This is a genomic window from Methylomonas koyamae (assembly GCF_006483455.1).
Classification (GTDB): domain Bacteria; phylum Pseudomonadota; class Gammaproteobacteria; order Methylococcales; family Methylomonadaceae; genus Methylomonas; species Methylomonas koyamae_B.
The window spans coordinates 234,291-249,514 of the sequence record NZ_PPPU01000016.1; the positions used below are offsets into that span (position 1 = coordinate 234,291).

The following is a 15,224-nucleotide window of genomic DNA, read 5'->3' on the forward strand; positions in this document are numbered from 1 at the left end:
TGCTTATTCAAAGAAATTATCCTTGCGGTAACCGTCCAGGTTGGTTTGCAGGAAGGTATCGACATGGTCGCCGAAACTACTCAGGCCTTTGAGTTCCAACTGTACGAAGAAAGCGGTTTCCGGCTTGGTGCTCGGATCGATGAAGGCGATGGTGTTGGCGCCGTTGATGAAACGCCGGCCGAGGACGCGGAACCGCCAGCAGCAGTTTTCCTTCTCGATCCCGATGAAGCTCTCGGTGGTTTTGTCGAAATTCAACGAATATTGCCAACGGCCTAAGCCGAACCACTCGCCGAACAACGGCCAGCGGAACGAGACGTCAGTTTGCGAGATGGTTTGCGAGAACACTTGAGTCGTGTTGTTTTGGTTTACGGTCTGCACCACGTCCTGCGGATTGGCGCGACGGTAACGGTAACCGATATTCAAGATTTGGTTTGGCTGCATCCGGTATTTCAACGCAAACTGGCCGCGAGACAAGCTGTTCAACTCCGGATCCCATTGGGCGCCGGTGATGTAGCGCAGATTCCGACTCAACTGGCCGCTCAACTCGCCGATGAAGTTGGAAGTGCTACTGGTTTGAGGTTGGGCGAACGGCCGCAAGGTCGGATTATTTCGATCGAACAGATCGACCGTGCGATCCTCGAAATACAAAATCTGGCCGAGCGTCAGTTTGAGCGGTTCAAGCCCGGTAGTTGAATCAATAAAGCGCGAGGAGGCCGCCAGCGTGATTTGGTTAGCATCTTGAATCCGGTCGTAACCGGAGAAACGGTTTTCCCGGAATAAACTGTAGAAATTGGTATCGAACAGCGCGGTATCGAAGATCGGAATATTGCTCTGGTCTTTGCGCGGGATGTACAGATAAAACAGGCGCGGCTCCAAAGTATTGACATACGGAGTCCCCGAAATCTGCATATCCTTTTCGAACACAATGCCGCTGTCCACCGAAAACACCGGCAAGGTCCGGGAAATGCTGCTCGGCAGCCCGGCGACGGTCTGGTTGCTGAGCTGGTATTGGGAATACAAGGCCGAAATCTTCGGGATGAAGAAGCCCTCACTGCTTTCCAACGGGAAGCTGACCGACGGCGCCACATTAAAGCGCTGGCCGTTGACCAGGGTCTTGTGGGTGAAATAGCTATATTGGTTGTCCAACGCCAAAGTCAGCGGAAAATCGTCGAAGGCGTGGGAAAAATTCATGCCGATGCGCGGCAGTACGTCGTAAGGCAACAAATCGTCGGTGATGGTCTTGTCCACCGACTGGTAGTGGTAGCCGGCGGCCGACAGATACACGCCGGCGCGAGCGTAGGTCAGCATGCCGGTACTGGGCAGGTAACTGGTATTTTGAAATCCCAGAGCGTTGTTCAAGTCGTTGAAATAAGTCTTGTCGGAGACGTAGTTCAAATCCAGCAAGGAACTTAGGCCCGGAAGCCATAAGGTCTGGTCTTTCAAACTCGCCGAGTAGCGGGCTTTATCCGCCAACTGGTCGTGCGGCATGTATTCTGCGGCAAACGTACCGCGGGACATCTCCGTCAAATAGCGGAATTTATTGCGTAATTGTTCGCCGCGTCGGCTCATGTACCGGGGAGTGACGATGTCGTCGAAGTTAGGCGCGATATTCCAGTAAAACGGTAAAGTAGCGTCGAAACCGTTACGCTGGGTACTACCCCAGGTCGGCGCCAGGAAACCGGATAAGCGCCGGTTGTCGGTAGGAAACGAGATGTACGGCGTATACAACACCGGAACGCCTTTGAACTCCAGCCAGGCGTTCTTCGCCGAGCCTTGCCCGCTGTCCCGGTTAATCTTCAAACGCGAAGCATGCACGACCCAATCCTGGTTACCGGGGGCGCAACTGGTAAAGGCTGCATCGTTATAGCGCGACAAACTTTTACTGTCCCGGTAAACCACGTCGGCGCTACCGCGGAAAGGCGCCTGCGGCACGATGAATTGAGCATTGCGCAGACGGGCTTCGTCTTTGCCCAGATTCAGCGACAACGTGTCGCTGGACATCGCGAGTTGATCTTCGCTGTATAACACGCCGCCTTGCGCGTCTAAGGTTTCGGCCACTGTGTCGTAACTGGCTTTATCGGCCACCAAATGCTGATCGGCACGATTCATATCGACATTGCCGGCAAAATTCAACACTTCGCCGTCGAAGACTTCGGAAAAATCGGCATTGATTTCGGTGGTTGCCGCATCCCTGGCTTCTTTGGAAGTCGCCTTGATTTTAGGCCTCCTCTTTCCCCACACCTCGCAGCTTTGCCACGGATCGCGATCGAATTCGGCCCGCAAAGTCTGAAAGTCGCGTTCCTGCTGATGACTGAACGCCGGGGCAAACCAGAGCGAACCGGCCGCATCGGCGACGCCGTTATCGTCGACTATATGGGCTTCGCCTTTGGGATCGGCACCGACCAGATTGCAGTTCCAACCGTTTTTGGCATCCCCAGCCTTACAGGTCCAGCCTTGGGTTCGGCTGCCACCCGCCGCAACCTGAGTTTTGGCTTCTGCTTTTTCGACTTCCGGTTTCTGGTTCTCGCCAACTTTCACCCGCAACTTCTGCGGCTCGGCGACCGATTTTTCCACGACTTTAACCGTTTCTTTCGGCGCATCCTTCGGAGACGCCGCCGGTTGTTGCGCCTGCTGCACCGGCACAGGCGCTACGGCGGCGGGCGGTTGGGCCACCGTTTCCGCTTTGGCCGGCGCCACCGGCTCTGCCGGAACAGTTTTTACGGTTTGCGGTTGTTGCTGGGCCTCAGGCGTGTTACTTGGGCCTTGGTTAAGACAGGTCCATTCGCCATTTTTGGTTTGTTCACAATTCCATGCCGAGTTGTTGGCGGCGGACGCGAGCCCGGTTACGAACATCAAAGCCGAAGAAATTGTATAGAACCGATAATTCATGTTTTGGCGAATGCGGCTAAATTGGCTTAGCGGGATGGAAATCGAATAAAATGCATCGAATCATTTTACCTTAGGTTGCTCGGCAAATATCAAAAATGTACGACTCCCGCTTGGAAGACCGTCGCCTGGCGGCACTCGTCGATTGGTTGCAGCGCGATCTTTCGCTGGACATCCATCGTTTCTCCCCCGCTTCCAGTGACGCCAGTTTCCGGCGCTACTTTCGGATCGAACACGCCTCAGGCGTGCACATCGCGATGGACGCCCCGCCCGAGAAAGAGAACTGCGCCGCGTTTATCCGGGTCGCGGGTTTAATGCGAAAGGCCGGCATTCACGTACCTGAGATTCATAGCAGCAACACTGAGCTGGGATTTTTGCTGTTGGAAGATTTAGGCTGCGAAAACCTGTTGGACCGGCTAAACCCTGAAACTGCGGAGAGCCTCTATGCCAAGGCCTTGGACAGCCTGTTCGCATTGCAACGCAACGTCGACCCCGCCAGCTGCGGATTGCCGGAATACGACGCGGGATTCATCGAACGCGAACTCGGCATCTTCTACGAGTGGTTCCTGCAAAAATTGGTCGGACTGGAATTGCCGCAATCATTGGCAGAGCGACTGAATCGGATTCTAATCGAATCGGCATTGGCGCAGCCGCGGGTCTGCGTCCACCGCGACTACCATTCCCGTAATCTGATGTTGCCGCGCAGTGGTACTCTAGGTGTAATCGACTTTCAAGACGCCGTGGTTGGCCCGATCAGCTACGACCTGGTATCGCTGTTGCGTGACTGCTACATCACTTGGCCGGCCCGGCAAGTCGACGCCTGGACTCAAGCCTACCATACCCGTCTAGACGCCGCAGACTTGATCGCGGTGGACTACCGGCAATTTCAACGCTGGTTCGATCTGATGGGCATGCAACGTCACCTGAAAGCAATCGGTATTTTTGCCAGGCTCCACCTGCGCGACGCCAAATCCAGTTATCTGGCGGATATTCCGCGCACGTTTGCCTACGTGGAACACGTTTGTACTCGCTATCCGGAGCTGGACCAGTTTCACCAATTTTTACAGCAGCAGCTTAAACCCGCTTACCCGCCCATCCAATGAAAGCCATGATCCTCGCCGCCGGACGCGGCGAACGAATGCGTCCGCTGACCGATCACACCCCGAAACCGCTACTGCGAGCCGCCGGCAAACCTTTGATCGAATACACGCTGGAAAATCTGGCCGCCGCCGGTTTCACCGATATCGTGATCAATATCGCCCACCTCGGCGCGCTCATTAAAAACCATTGCGGCAACGGCGCACGCTGGGGCCTATCGATCGCTTACTCCGACGAAGGCGAAACGGCACTGGAAACGGCCGGCGGCATCGCCAAAGCCTTGCCGCTACTTGGTGATACTCCGTTTCTGGCTATCAACGCCGACATTGTCTGCGATTGTTCATTGCGGCCGTTGCGCGACGTCAAGTTAGACTTGGCACATCTGGTCATGATCGACAATCCGCCGCACCACCCCGAAGGCGACTTCGCCCTGACGGACTCCGGCTTGCTGGCAGAGCAAGGGGAAACCAAACTGACTTTCAGCGGAATTGGCCTCTATCACCCCGAATTATTCAAGGGCGTTCCGGCAGCACCGCTAAAATTGCGCCCGGTGCTCAATCGGGCAATACAACAGCAACGGATAAGCGGACAAAAACATTCCGGTATCTGGCTCGATATCGGCACCCCAGACCGACTGGAACATTTCAGTAACATGGTCGGCAGCGAACGAGCCCCGATAAAGACTTAGACCGCCCAGCGGCCCCCGGACAATCGATCGGCAGGCCGTCAAAAAGGCTTAACCACTGCCAAGATGACGATCGCAAACAGGAACAGAACCGGTATCTCGTTGACCCACCGAAAATAAACGTGGGAATGGCGATTACGGTCGTGCTTGAAATCCAGCAGCCATTTGCCGCAAACGCCGTGGTACACCACCAACAAGCCCAACAGTGCCAATTTCAAGTGCAACCAGCCGCTAGCCGAATACAACATCCAGGCATAGTCGGCCAACATCCAGATGCCGAACGCAAGGGTGCACAGCATTCCCGGAGTCATGATGCCGTAGTACAACTTGCGTTCCATGACTTTAAAGCGCTCGTTGCTGATACTGTCCTCGCTCATCGCATGGTAGACGAATAGGCGCGGCAAATAAAACAGCCCGGCAAACCAGGTGACCATGAATATCAGGTGTAAGGCTTTTAACCACAACATCGGTGCACCCGCCGGTTAGCGCAGCGTCTGGTCTTTGGTGACCGTCGAGCCTGGAGACACAGGCACCGCCGGCGGCGCAACGATCATGACCGGATTGGCATTGTGCTGGGCCTGCCGCTCCAGCGCTGCGGCCTGTCTTTGCGCAGCCTCGACTTGTTGCTGCTGGGCGATAGCACTTTGCTTCAATGCATTGGTCGATTCGGTTTGATTTCTCAACACGGCATCGCGCCGCTCCGCTTCCCGTTTCGCGGCTTTCTTACTGTCATATTCGCTTTCCAAAGCTTCGCGTTTGGCTTTTGCTGCCGCCTCCAGCTCCGGATCGGCCTGAATATCCAACTGCTCGACTTTCGCCGCGGTTTGGCAGGGTTTCGATTGATAGACGGTCTTACCATCCTTGCCGACGCATTTGAAAACCTCGGCTTCCGCTTGCTGCCAGGCAATAATCATCGCGATCAGAACAAAATACCTCATCAGGAACCTCACCGATATGTCGTTATACGAATTGATTAAGTTTAGGGCAAAGCGGCTGTCTTTTCCGGACCATGGCGAAAATCTCTCGCCGAGTAAATAGCCGGCACTAGCTACCTATCTCGTCATCAGTCAATTCGGCCAGCGCGTCTCGGTGCTCGCGCCTGATCAACATCAGATTCCTGGCATAAACAAAAGTGCCCGGCAATTGCCCCAGAATAATCACCGGATCAACCCGGTGAATACCGTACAGCAAGACGATCACCCCGCCCGACAGACTGAAATACCAAAAACTGACCGGAATAATGCTTTTTTGGTGGCGTTCGCTATGAATCCACTGCACGATGAAGCGCATCATGAACAGCGACTGCCCCACCAACCCGATGGTGAGCCAGATAATATCGTTCGAGTCCATGCTGGACAGATGGTGCTGCCATTTGTCCATCAAATGACTGAAAAAACCGAAAACACCCTGTTCCATCAAGTCCTCGCTTCCAACTGAGCCGATGCGGGATATGCAGAATTAACCACGCGCCACCTCGCTGACTTGCGCCAAACTGTGCCGCCGTTTCAGCCAGACCACACCCAAGATATCGACGATACCCACCAAAGCCCGATCCAGCGTCCCGTATTTGGACTGCCCGAAATTGCGCGGCCGGTGGTTGACTTTAACCGAAATCACCCGGCCGCCGGCCATTTGGATCAAGGCCGGCAAGAAGCGGTGGATATGATCGAAATACGGTAATCCCAAGAATTTGTCGCGCAAAAACAATTTCAAGCCGCAGCCGGTATCCGGGGTTGCATCGTGCAAAATCGCCTGGCGCACCGCATTGGCGAATTTGGACGAGAATTTGCGCCAACCCGTGTCGTTTCGTTGATGACGAAACCCGGCCAGCATCCATAATTGCGGATCGTTCTGGGCTTGCCAGGCGGCGACCAGATTTGGAATGTCGGCCGGATCGTTCTGGCCGTCGCCGTCCAGCGTCGCGATCCACGGGTAACGCGCAGCAAGCACTCCACTGTGCACCGCCCGGCTTTGGCCGCAACTGCGCCGATGCTGCAATACGCGCAATGCCGAATATTTTTGCATGGCCCGCTGCAACTTGGCCGCGGTATCGTCGGTGCTGCCGTCGTCGACGAATATCATTTCGTAAGCATCCTGACCGCTCAAAGCTTGGTCAATTTCGGCGATCAACGCGTCTACGTTGTCGGTTTCGTTATGAACGGGAACTACGACGGAAATTTGCATAAACTCGGAAAAAGTAAAAAGTTGCTAATTGTATCAAACGCTTAATGCGAAGCCGGATTATTGTCGGCCGGTCATAGGGGTTTTAACCGACCAAACTGGTCGGCACGGCGGAAAACCAGCCAATATTCGCGATGCCCCTGCAGATAAAAGGTATCCTCCGGTTTGTCTTTTTCCAACGAAACCAGATAACCGGCCGGATGGCTGGCCGCCCAGCGCTCGGCGTCGGCAACCGTCGCCAATACCGGCAGCGGCGTGGTCAGTCTGCCCAGAAAATTCAGCTGCCCCTGGTAATTGCCGACGTAAACGTAAGGCACGCCCTGTTCGTTAAACGTGCGGATCTGCAGCGCAGCCGGACGCAAGTCATAGGCCAGACCGACATACTGAAAGAAGAAGATAAAACCGGCGAAAACCGCCACCACCACAGCGGCGGACAAGGGTGCCACCGACAAAGTTCGCGAGCGCCAGACTGCGACGACCAAGCCTACCGCAACTGCCAACACCCAGAGCCCCCAGTCGATTTCGACAGTTTGCACCCAATGCAACTTGGCCAAACCCGGCACCTGCGGCAGTATCATCAGAAAAATGCCGATCAACGCAAACAAAACCGGGAGCACCGATTCCGCGGCAATAGAACAGGCCAAACGCTTCCGCGACAACACCCTGGCCGTAACCAAAGCAAAAGCCGGCAGCATCGGAATCAGATAATGCAGTTGCTTGCTGGGCAATGCCGAAAACAACACAAAAACCGAAACCAACCAAATCGCACTGAACTTTAAACCGTTGTCGCCATTAAGCCCCTGACGCAAGCCGGCCCATAAGCGCGGCCAGAACAACCAGGGAAACAATAACAAAGGCAGAAACTGTAAATACCAGAAAAAAGGCCGAGTATGGATTTTGGTACCCACGGTACGGTCCGCGGTTTGATGCCACAAAATCGCGTCGGCGTACTCCTGCCCGCCCGCCTGTGCTGCGGGCAAGGCCCAAGCCAAAGCCAACGACGCACCCAACAACACTGCCGCCAGCAATCCCGCCCACCAGGCGGCTCCCAGCGCTTTGGCGTCGGTGTGCCAGAATCTGACAAACAAGGCCGTGGGCAACAGATGCAGAAAAATCACCGGCCCCTTGGTCAGCAGACCCAACCCGATCGCCAGGCCGAAATAGAGCCAGCCCTTGCGCACCCGACCGTTCGCTACGATTAACAGGCCCAGCATGCCCAGCATCACGCAATCGGTCAGCAAGATATCGAACATGGTCGACGTGGCAAACAAAGTCCACAGCAATGTACCGGCCAGCACCCAGGGCGCCAGTGCCGCTGCCTCACGTTGCTCAGGCCAAAGAGTTGCGGCCAAGCACCTGACCAATAACAAATTACCGAGCGCCGCCAGCGGTCCCACTAAACGCGGCCACCAGTCGTTGACGCCAAACAGCCCCCAACCGAGCTGAATCAGCCAGAACAACAGGGGCGGCTTGTGGCTGTAGGTATGCCCGTTCAGATAAGGCACTAAAAAATCGCTGCGTAGCCACATTTCCCAAGCCACACTCAGATAGCGGGTTTCGTCGATCGGAATCGGCGCGCGAAAAAACACGCTGATGCTCAGCAGAAGCCAGAGCAAAAATATTCCCCAACGGTAAATCGGATCGCTAGATAAATTCATTTCGAAAATTTGCGGCCGCCGCAACTAACGGCCATGGGAGCCGAAGACCGGACTAAATCCGATGGAAAAGCCAGATTCATGCCAATACTTCGTTAGAGGGATTTCGACGCCAGGCGCCCCAATCGAAAACGTACACGACTGCCACTGCGGGTTGATATAAACCACAATGACGGTTCAATTGCACCGTTACTGACTCAGCAATCGCCAAGAAACCGATTCTCCGGCCCGCAACGGTGTGATCGCCGTTCCTAAATCGGGATCGGCATATACATCCGGCACCTGCCACGCCTGCTTGACCAAGGTAACCTCACCGCTATTGCGCGGCAATCCGTAGAAATCCGCACCGAAATCGCTGGCAAAGCCCTCCAACTTTTCCAGAGCGCCGGCCGATTCGAAGGCTTCCGCATACAATTCCAACGCCGCATGCGCACTGAAACAGCCGGCGCAACCGCAGTGGCTTTCTTTCAATGCGGTAAGATGAGGCGCGCTGTCGGTACCGAGAAAAAACTTGGGGTTGCCGCTGGTTGCCGCCTGCAATAAAGCCTGCCGATGATGCTCGCGTTTCAGAATCGGCAAACAGTAAAAATGCGGCCGAATTCCGCCCGCCAACAAGGCATTACGGTTGTAAAGCAAATGCTGCGGCGTGATGGTTGCACCGACATTGGCCGGCGCCGATTGGACAAATTCCACCGCCTCCTGCGTAGTCACGTGTTCGACAACAATCCGTAGCCGCGGAAAACGACGGATAATTGGACTGAGCTTGGTTTCGAGAAAGATTTTTTCGCGATCGAAAATGTCGTATTCGGCGTCGGTAACCTCGCCGTGAACCAGCAATGGCACCCCATATTTTTCCATCGCTTCAAACAAGGGGTAAGCCGCAACGATATCGGCGACGCCGGCGTCGGAATTGGTCGTCGCACCGGCCGGATACAGCTTGAAGGCATAAACGTGTTCGCAGTCGGCGACGTTTTTTATTTGTTCCGGCGTTGTGTTCCCGGTCAGATACAGCGTCATCAATGGCTGAAACTCAGAGCCTTCAGGCAGCGCATTCAAAATCTCCTGCCGATAAGCCAACGCCTGCTCCACCTTAGTAACCGGCGGCTTCAGATTGGGCATGATGATCGCCCTGGCAAATTGCCTGGCGCTATGACCAATGACCGAGCGCAACATACTTCCGTTTCTGACGTGCAAATGCCAGTCGTCGGGCTGGCGGATGGTCAATTTGTCCATATTCTCCGGGCGTTTTCATTTAAAATGGCGCGATATTCTAGCATTAAGGGCCTTGAAAATTTAAAACCTGGCCTTAGTAAGCGGTTTTTAGAGACTTTTAACTGGAGAAGCAGATGCCTATTTACGAATACCAATGTAACGCTTGCGGGTACGAACACGAGGCCCTGCAAAAACTGGGCGCCGAACCCCTGGTGATTTGCCCCGCCTGTAATGAACCCGAATTGAAAAAGAAAATCTCCGCGGCCGGCTTCAGACTGAAAGGCGGCGGCTGGTACGAAACCGATTTCAAAAGCGGCAACAAGAAAAACGTCGCCGGCGAAAGCAAGACTCCGGAAAAATCCGGCGGTAACAGCGGCGGTTGCGGCGGCAGTTGCGCTTGCCATTAAACTTGCCTGAAACCCTATAAATTCGTACCATCGCCAGCTTTTTGAAATATTCCGAGAGACATTATGCGTAGCCACAAGTGTGGAGAACTGAACACCCAGCATCTGGGACAAACCGTGGCCCTGTGCGGCTGGGTGCACCGCCGCCGCGACCATGGCGGCGTGATTTTTATCGACTTGCGCGACCGCGCCGGCCTGGTACAAGTGGTGTTCGATCCCGACGCGGCCGAGAGTTTCGCCATTGCCGAGCATGTGCGCAGCGAATACGTGCTGCGCATCGAGGGCATCGTCCGCGACCGGCCTGAAGGCACGCATAATCCGAACATGTCCACCGGCCAGATCGAAGTGCTGGGCAAACACATCGAAGTCTTAAACGAAGCCGAGACCCCGCCGTTCCCGTTGGAAAGCGAGATCGAAGTCAACGAAGAAACCCGCTTGCGCTTCCGTTACATCGACTTACGCCGCACAGCGATGCAGCAAAAAATGAAGGTGCGCCGCGACGTCACCCGCAACCTGCGCCAGTATCTGGACGATCACGAGTTTTTCGAAATCGAAACACCGTATTTAACTAAAGCCACGCCGGAAGGCGCCCGCGACTACATCGTCCCCAGCCGCACCCACCAAAATTCGTTCTTTGCCTTGCCGCAATCGCCCCAGCTCTACAAACAGTTGCTGATGATCGCCGGCATGGACCGTTACTACCAAGTAGTGCGTTGCTTCCGCGACGAAGACTTGCGCGCCGACCGCCAGCCGGAATTTACCCAGCTCGATATCGAAACCTCGTTCATGAACGAGCAGGAAATCATGGCGGTGATGGAAGAAATGATCCGCCGCCTGTTCAAGGACATCATCGACGTCGATTTGGGCGACCAATTCCCAGTCATGAGCTATGCAGAAGCGATGCGCCGTTTCGGTTCCGACCGCCCCGACCTGCGGATTCCGCTGGAGCTGGTGGACATCGCCGAAGAAATGAAAGACGTGGATTTCAAAGTCTTTTCCGGCCCGGCCAACGATCCGAACGGCCGCGTTGTAGCGATGAAACTGCCGGAAGGCGGCGACTTGAGCCGTAGCGTGATCGACGAGCTGACCAAATTCGTCGGCATCTATGGTGCCAAAGGCCTGGCGTACATCAAGGTCAACGATTTGGCCGCCGGCGTGGACGGCTTGCAATCGCCGATCGTCAAATTTGCGCCGGCCGAAGTTTGGGCCAAGGTCATGGCAAAAGTCGGCGCCCAAAACGGCGATTTGATTTTCTTCGGTGCCGACAAAGCCGGTATCGTTAACGAAGCCATGGGTGCCCTGCGCGTGAAACTGGGCCTGGACCGCAACCTGCTGACCGGGCCGTGGAAACCATTGTGGGTCGTCGATTTCCCGATGTTCGCCTGGGACGAAAAAGCCCAGCGCTACACTGCGATTCACCATCCGTTTACCGCGCCAAGCTGTTCGATCGAGGAACTGGTCGCTAATCCGGGAACCGCGTTGTCACGGGCTTACGATTTGGTATTGAATGGCACCGAAGTCGGCGGCGGTTCGATCCGGATCAACCGCACCGCGATGCAGCAAACCGTGTTCGATATTCTCGGTATTGGTCACGAAGAGGCCCGCGAGAAATTCGGCTTCCTACTGGATGCCCTGAAATACGGTGCGCCGCCGCACGGCGGTATTGCTTTCGGCTTGGACCGTCTGGTGATGCTGATGACCGGCGCCGGCTCTATCCGCGACGTGATTGCGTTCCCGAAAACCCAAACCGCGGCCTGCCCGTTATTCAATGCCCCGGCAGTGGTCAGTGAAGAACAGCTCAAGGAGCTGGGCATCCGCCTGCGCAAACCGGCCGGCAAAGAAGAGAAACCAGACTAATCTGCGGCCAAACAGCAGCAGGCGAACCGCTAGGACGGTCCGCCTGCTCTCCGCATCGCAGCAAACCCACAAGCAGTCAAAAATTGCCTTGACATAAATCAAAAAATACGGCAACACAATTATTGACTTTTTCCACAGGATTGATAAGTTAATCACGTTATTTTTGTTAAATAACAGATCCGAGTCGCGGATCTTTAACTGACACAGGGATTCGCGTCCCCGGCTCCCGATTGCGGAGGAGGTTGGTATGAACAAAATAACCCCCCATCTTATTCGCGATTTAAACGCCACACTTCCGGAAGGCACCGAATGCTATTTGTGCTCGGCCGTCAGACAAGCGCTCAGCAAATACCGTAGAGGGCGCGAACCGGCGACTTATCTGGCTAAAGAACAGGCGGTTCCGATGCTTTCGACCCGACTGGGCCGCGGCTTGAAACGCTTTTTCGTTAAGGACGTACAAGCGGCGCTCGACAGCATGGACAACCCCAAAAACCGTCTGAGCTGGCCTTTCTAAACAGCCGCATGGCTATGCCTATCTTATACTGATCCCGGAACCCATGCAGAATCCCCCCTTCAGCCGAAGGGGGCGTTTTTTCCGGCGACAATCGCCCAACGTCAGGCATTCGCCAACGGAAAAGCCAACACCTCGGCAATCGATTCGCTACCGGTGACTAACATCAACAACCGATCCAAACCGATCGCCACCCCGCTACAGTCCGGCAAGCCGGAGACTAACGCGTCCAGCAGATAACGGTCTTTGGTAACCGCAGGCAGGCCGTTTTGCTCGCGGTAAGCGATTTCGCGGTTGAACCGCTGTTCCTGCTCGTCTGGATCGGCCAACTCGAAAAATCCGTTACCCAATTCGACACCATTGACAAAAATCTCAAAACGCTCGCAAACCCGCGGATCGTCGACACTGTGCCTGGCCAGCGAAGACTGTATCGCCGGATAGCCGTAAACCAAATACAGAGTGCTGGCTACCATCGCCGCCTGCACCCGGTGGCTGAAAATAAAATCCAACCACAATGCGTGGTCGTCGCCACACAAGCTAATGGCGTCTTGTAGGCCGTGCTCCGCAGCATAGGCAGCGTAAGTCTCGCGCTGGAACACCAACGGGTCCAGGCCCACGCTGCCAAGGAACAGTTGCCGGTAGGAGATTTGCACCACAGGCATCGGCAAGCCGTCCACTAAGACTAAAGACCGCACCAACTCGGCCGCCTCGGCCATGAGTCGTTGCAGATCGAAACCGACTCTGTACCACTCCAGAATCGTGAACTCCGGATTGTGAAAGCGTCCGGCCTCACCGTTGCGGAAGGCCTTGCAAATCTGGTAGATGCTGCCGCTGCCGGCCGCCAACAGCCGCTTCATCGCAAATTCCGGCGAGGTTTGCAAAAACAGGGTTTGCCGCGTCGGCGGCGCTAGGTAATCGCTGCTGAAAAAATCCAACTGCGGATCGGTACCGGTGGTCCGGCATAACAACGGGGTTTCGACTTCCAGAACCTGACGCTGATCGAAAAAGCGCCTGATTGCGGCGAGCATTTGCGCGCGGCGGCGCAAATGCCCGATAGTGCAAACAGGCCGCCAGGCAGCAGCCACTATTCTTTGACGCGGGAGACGTACTCGCCGGTACGGGTATCGACTTTGATCACTTCTCCGGTTTGTACGAACAGCGGCACCCGCACCACAGCGCCGGTTTCCAATGTTGCCGGCTTGCCGCCGCCGCCGGAAGTATCGCCCTTCAAACCGGGATCGGTTTCGGTGATCGCCAATTCGACGAAATTGGGCGGCGTCACCGATAGCGGCGAATCGTTCCACAAAGTCATCGTGCAGATATCCTGTTCTTTCAGCCATTTAATGGCTTCAGACACGGCGTTTTTATCGGCTTGGTATTGCTCGAAGGTGTCCGGCACCATGAAATGCCAGAATTCGCCGTCGCTATACAGATATTGCATTTCCTTATCGACGACGTCGGCACCTTCCACGGTATCGCCGGATTTGAAAGTGCGCTCGATTACCCGGCCGGTTTTCAGATTGCGGATCCTGACCCGGTTGAAGGCTTGGCCTTTGCCGGGCTTAACGAACTCGTTCTCGATAATCGCGCAAGGGTCGTTATCCAGCATGATCTTCAAACCGCCCTTGAACTCGTTGGTGCTAAAAGTCGCCATTTTTTCCTCGTGAAACAAACAATAAGCGGACGATTATAATGGATAAGATTTTTATTCGGAAACCGGAGCAACTTTGAACACCCCATCCGCCACGTGGCAACAGGCGCTTGCCGATGCATTCGACAGCGTTGCCGACTTGTGCGCCTATCTGCAACTTTCACCCGCCGATTTGAATTTACCCGAGCAAGCCAGCGCATTTCCGTTACGGGTGCCGCGCGATTTTGCGGCGCGAATGCAAGCCGGCAACCCGGATGACCCACTGCTACGCCAAGTATTGCCGGATCTGGCCGAATTAACCGATTACCGCGGCTACACTGACGACCCGGTCGGCGACTTAAAGGCCGTGGCGGAGACCGGCGTGATTCACAAATACCGGGGTCGAGTGCTATTCATCATGACCGGCGCCTGTGCGGTGCACTGCCGCTACTGTTTTCGCAGAAATTTTCCGTACGGCGAATTGCAATTGTCCGGCCGACAATTCGAAAGCGCCCTGACCTATGTCGAGCGACATCCGGAAATTAGCGAAGTAATTCTGAGCGGTGGCGATCCTTTGCTACTCAGCGACGCTAAACTCGAACAGCTCATGTTTCGTTTCGCTGAAATCGGCCACATCAAGCGCATCCGCATCCACACCCGCACCCCGGTAGTGCTGCCGGAACGCGTGACCAAAGCATTGCTGCGGACTTTCGCCGCGTTGCCAAAACCAGTCGTGATGGTGTTGCACGTCAACCATGCTCAAGAACTCAGCAATTCGGTCAACCAAATCTGTACCGAACTCAAACTTAGCGGCGTGACCCTATTAAATCAAAGTGTGTTATTGAAAGGAATCAACGATGACGGCGAACAACTCCGTGAGCTGAGCGAAAAATTATTCAGCTTTAACATCCTGCCCTACTACTTACATTTGCTGGACCGAGCTCGCGGCGTCGGCCATTTCGAAGTGAGCGAAGCGGAAGCCAAAATACTGCACCAGCACTTGCAAAGGCATTTGCCCGGCTATTTGGTACCGCGACTGGTCAAAGAACAGGCAGGAGCAGCCTTTAAAATCCCGATTTGCTAAACACACCAGCAAATTCGGCTT

The 15,224-nt window shown here is 55.1% G+C and carries 15 protein-coding genes; 6 read left to right on the top strand and 9 right to left on the bottom strand.

The window, feature by feature from the left end; translation table 11 throughout:
- Positions 1–3: 3 nt before the first annotated feature.
- The gene (locus tag C2U68_RS10155) at positions 4–2,697 is read right to left on the bottom strand and encodes an LPS-assembly protein LptD (protein ID WP_260839295.1); all 2,694 of its coding nucleotides are present in this window, start codon (positions 2,695–2,697) and stop codon (positions 4–6) included.
- A 287-nt stretch (positions 2,698–2,984) separates the two neighbouring features.
- Between C2U68_RS10155 and C2U68_RS10160 the strand changes: the two genes are divergently transcribed.
- Complete coding sequence (locus C2U68_RS10160; RefSeq protein WP_140912364.1) at positions 2,985–3,989, top strand: aminoglycoside phosphotransferase family protein; 1,005 nt, start codon at positions 2,985–2,987, stop codon at positions 3,987–3,989.
- On the top strand, positions 3,986–4,672 hold the full coding sequence (murU, locus tag C2U68_RS10165; RefSeq protein WP_140912365.1) for an N-acetylmuramate alpha-1-phosphate uridylyltransferase MurU: 687 nt from the start codon (positions 3,986–3,988) through the stop codon (positions 4,670–4,672). The genes C2U68_RS10160 and murU overlap by 4 nt, the downstream gene beginning before the upstream one ends.
- Before the next feature lie 38 nt (positions 4,673–4,710).
- On the opposite strand, the gene hemJ is transcribed toward murU, so the two are convergent.
- The 6 genes from hemJ to pyrC all read right to left on the bottom strand — a co-directional run bounded on the left by hemJ (position 4,711) and on the right by pyrC (position 9,738).
- Positions 4,711–5,136, bottom strand: a complete 426-nt coding sequence (gene hemJ / locus C2U68_RS10170; RefSeq protein WP_140912366.1) for a protoporphyrinogen oxidase HemJ — start codon at positions 5,134–5,136, stop codon at positions 4,711–4,713.
- A gap of 15 nt (positions 5,137–5,151) precedes the next feature.
- On the bottom strand, positions 5,152–5,607 hold the full coding sequence (locus C2U68_RS10175; protein WP_140912367.1) for a DUF4124 domain-containing protein: 456 nt from the start codon (positions 5,605–5,607) through the stop codon (positions 5,152–5,154).
- A gap of 106 nt (positions 5,608–5,713) precedes the next feature.
- Positions 5,714–6,085, bottom strand: a complete 372-nt coding sequence (locus C2U68_RS10180) for a lipid-A-disaccharide synthase N-terminal domain-containing protein (protein ID WP_140912368.1) — start codon at positions 6,083–6,085, stop codon at positions 5,714–5,716.
- A 42-nt stretch (positions 6,086–6,127) separates the two neighbouring features.
- Positions 6,128–6,853, bottom strand: a complete 726-nt coding sequence (locus C2U68_RS10185) for a glycosyltransferase family 2 protein (protein WP_140912369.1) — start codon at positions 6,851–6,853, stop codon at positions 6,128–6,130.
- 71 nt (positions 6,854–6,924) lie between these two features.
- Positions 6,925–8,508 carry an ArnT family glycosyltransferase gene (locus tag C2U68_RS10190; protein WP_140912370.1) on the bottom strand — a complete coding sequence of 528 codons (1,584 nt, stop codon included), beginning with the start codon at positions 8,506–8,508 and terminating at the stop codon, positions 6,925–6,927.
- Between the two features lie 186 nt (positions 8,509–8,694).
- Positions 8,695–9,738: a dihydroorotase gene (gene pyrC, locus C2U68_RS10195; RefSeq protein WP_140912371.1), complete on the bottom strand. Its 1,044-nt coding sequence runs from the start codon at positions 9,736–9,738 to the stop codon at positions 8,695–8,697.
- Positions 9,739–9,851: 113 nt separating this feature from the next.
- Here pyrC and C2U68_RS10200 point away from each other — a divergent pair, with 113 nt between their 5' ends.
- The 3 genes from C2U68_RS10200 to C2U68_RS10210 all read left to right on the top strand — a co-directional run bounded on the left by C2U68_RS10200 (position 9,852) and on the right by C2U68_RS10210 (position 12,492).
- Positions 9,852–10,124 (top strand): FmdB family zinc ribbon protein, encoded by a 273-nt coding sequence (locus tag C2U68_RS10200; protein ID WP_140912372.1) that lies wholly within the window; start codon positions 9,852–9,854, stop codon positions 10,122–10,124.
- A gap of 63 nt (positions 10,125–10,187) precedes the next feature.
- Positions 10,188–11,978, top strand: a complete 1,791-nt coding sequence (gene aspS / locus C2U68_RS10205; protein ID WP_140912373.1) for an aspartate--tRNA ligase — start codon at positions 10,188–10,190, stop codon at positions 11,976–11,978.
- 247 nt (positions 11,979–12,225) lie between these two features.
- A complete protein-coding gene (locus C2U68_RS10210) occupies positions 12,226–12,492 on the top strand; it encodes a hypothetical protein (RefSeq protein WP_140912374.1) in 267 nt (88 codons plus the stop codon).
- Positions 12,493–12,593: 101 nt separating this feature from the next.
- Here the strand turns inward: C2U68_RS10210 and epmA are convergent, their stop codons facing one another.
- The gene (gene epmA / locus C2U68_RS10215; protein WP_140912375.1) at positions 12,594–13,574 is read right to left on the bottom strand and encodes an EF-P lysine aminoacylase EpmA; all 981 of its coding nucleotides are present in this window, start codon (positions 13,572–13,574) and stop codon (positions 12,594–12,596) included.
- Complete coding sequence (efp, locus tag C2U68_RS10220; RefSeq protein WP_140912376.1) at positions 13,574–14,143, bottom strand: elongation factor P; 570 nt, start codon at positions 14,141–14,143, stop codon at positions 13,574–13,576. Before efp ends, epmA begins: the two co-directional genes overlap by 1 nt.
- A gap of 73 nt (positions 14,144–14,216) precedes the next feature.
- Between efp and epmB the strand changes: the two genes are divergently transcribed.
- Positions 14,217–15,203, top strand: coding sequence for an EF-P beta-lysylation protein EpmB (gene epmB / locus C2U68_RS10225; protein ID WP_140912377.1), 987 nt, complete (start codon positions 14,217–14,219; stop codon positions 15,201–15,203).
- Positions 15,204–15,224 lie beyond the last annotated feature (21 nt).

Bases quoted from the DNA above. Each gene is read 5' to 3' on its own strand.
- C2U68_RS10160 (WP_140912364.1), top strand. From the start codon at position 2,985: ATGTACGACTCCCGCTTGGAAGACCGTCGCCTGGCGGCACTCGTCGAT.
- murU (WP_140912365.1), top strand. From the start codon at position 3,986: ATGAAAGCCATGATCCTCGCCGCCGGACGCGGCGAACGAATGCGTCCG.
- hemJ (WP_140912366.1), bottom strand. From the start codon at position 5,136: ATGTTGTGGTTAAAAGCCTTACACCTGATATTCATGGTCACCTGGTTT.
- C2U68_RS10175 (WP_140912367.1), bottom strand. From the start codon at position 5,607: ATGAGGTATTTTGTTCTGATCGCGATGATTATTGCCTGGCAGCAAGCG.
- C2U68_RS10180 (WP_140912368.1), bottom strand. From the start codon at position 6,085: ATGGAACAGGGTGTTTTCGGTTTTTTCAGTCATTTGATGGACAAATGG.
- C2U68_RS10185 (WP_140912369.1), bottom strand. From the start codon at position 6,853: ATGCAAATTTCCGTCGTAGTTCCCGTTCATAACGAAACCGACAACGTA.
- C2U68_RS10190 (WP_140912370.1), bottom strand. From the start codon at position 8,508: ATGAATTTATCTAGCGATCCGATTTACCGTTGGGGAATATTTTTGCTC.
- pyrC (WP_140912371.1), bottom strand. From the start codon at position 9,738: ATGGACAAATTGACCATCCGCCAGCCCGACGACTGGCATTTGCACGTC.
- C2U68_RS10200 (WP_140912372.1), top strand. From the start codon at position 9,852: ATGCCTATTTACGAATACCAATGTAACGCTTGCGGGTACGAACACGAG.
- aspS (WP_140912373.1), top strand. From the start codon at position 10,188: ATGCGTAGCCACAAGTGTGGAGAACTGAACACCCAGCATCTGGGACAA.
- C2U68_RS10210 (WP_140912374.1), top strand. From the start codon at position 12,226: ATGAACAAAATAACCCCCCATCTTATTCGCGATTTAAACGCCACACTT.
- efp (WP_140912376.1), bottom strand. From the start codon at position 14,143: ATGGCGACTTTTAGCACCAACGAGTTCAAGGGCGGTTTGAAGATCATG.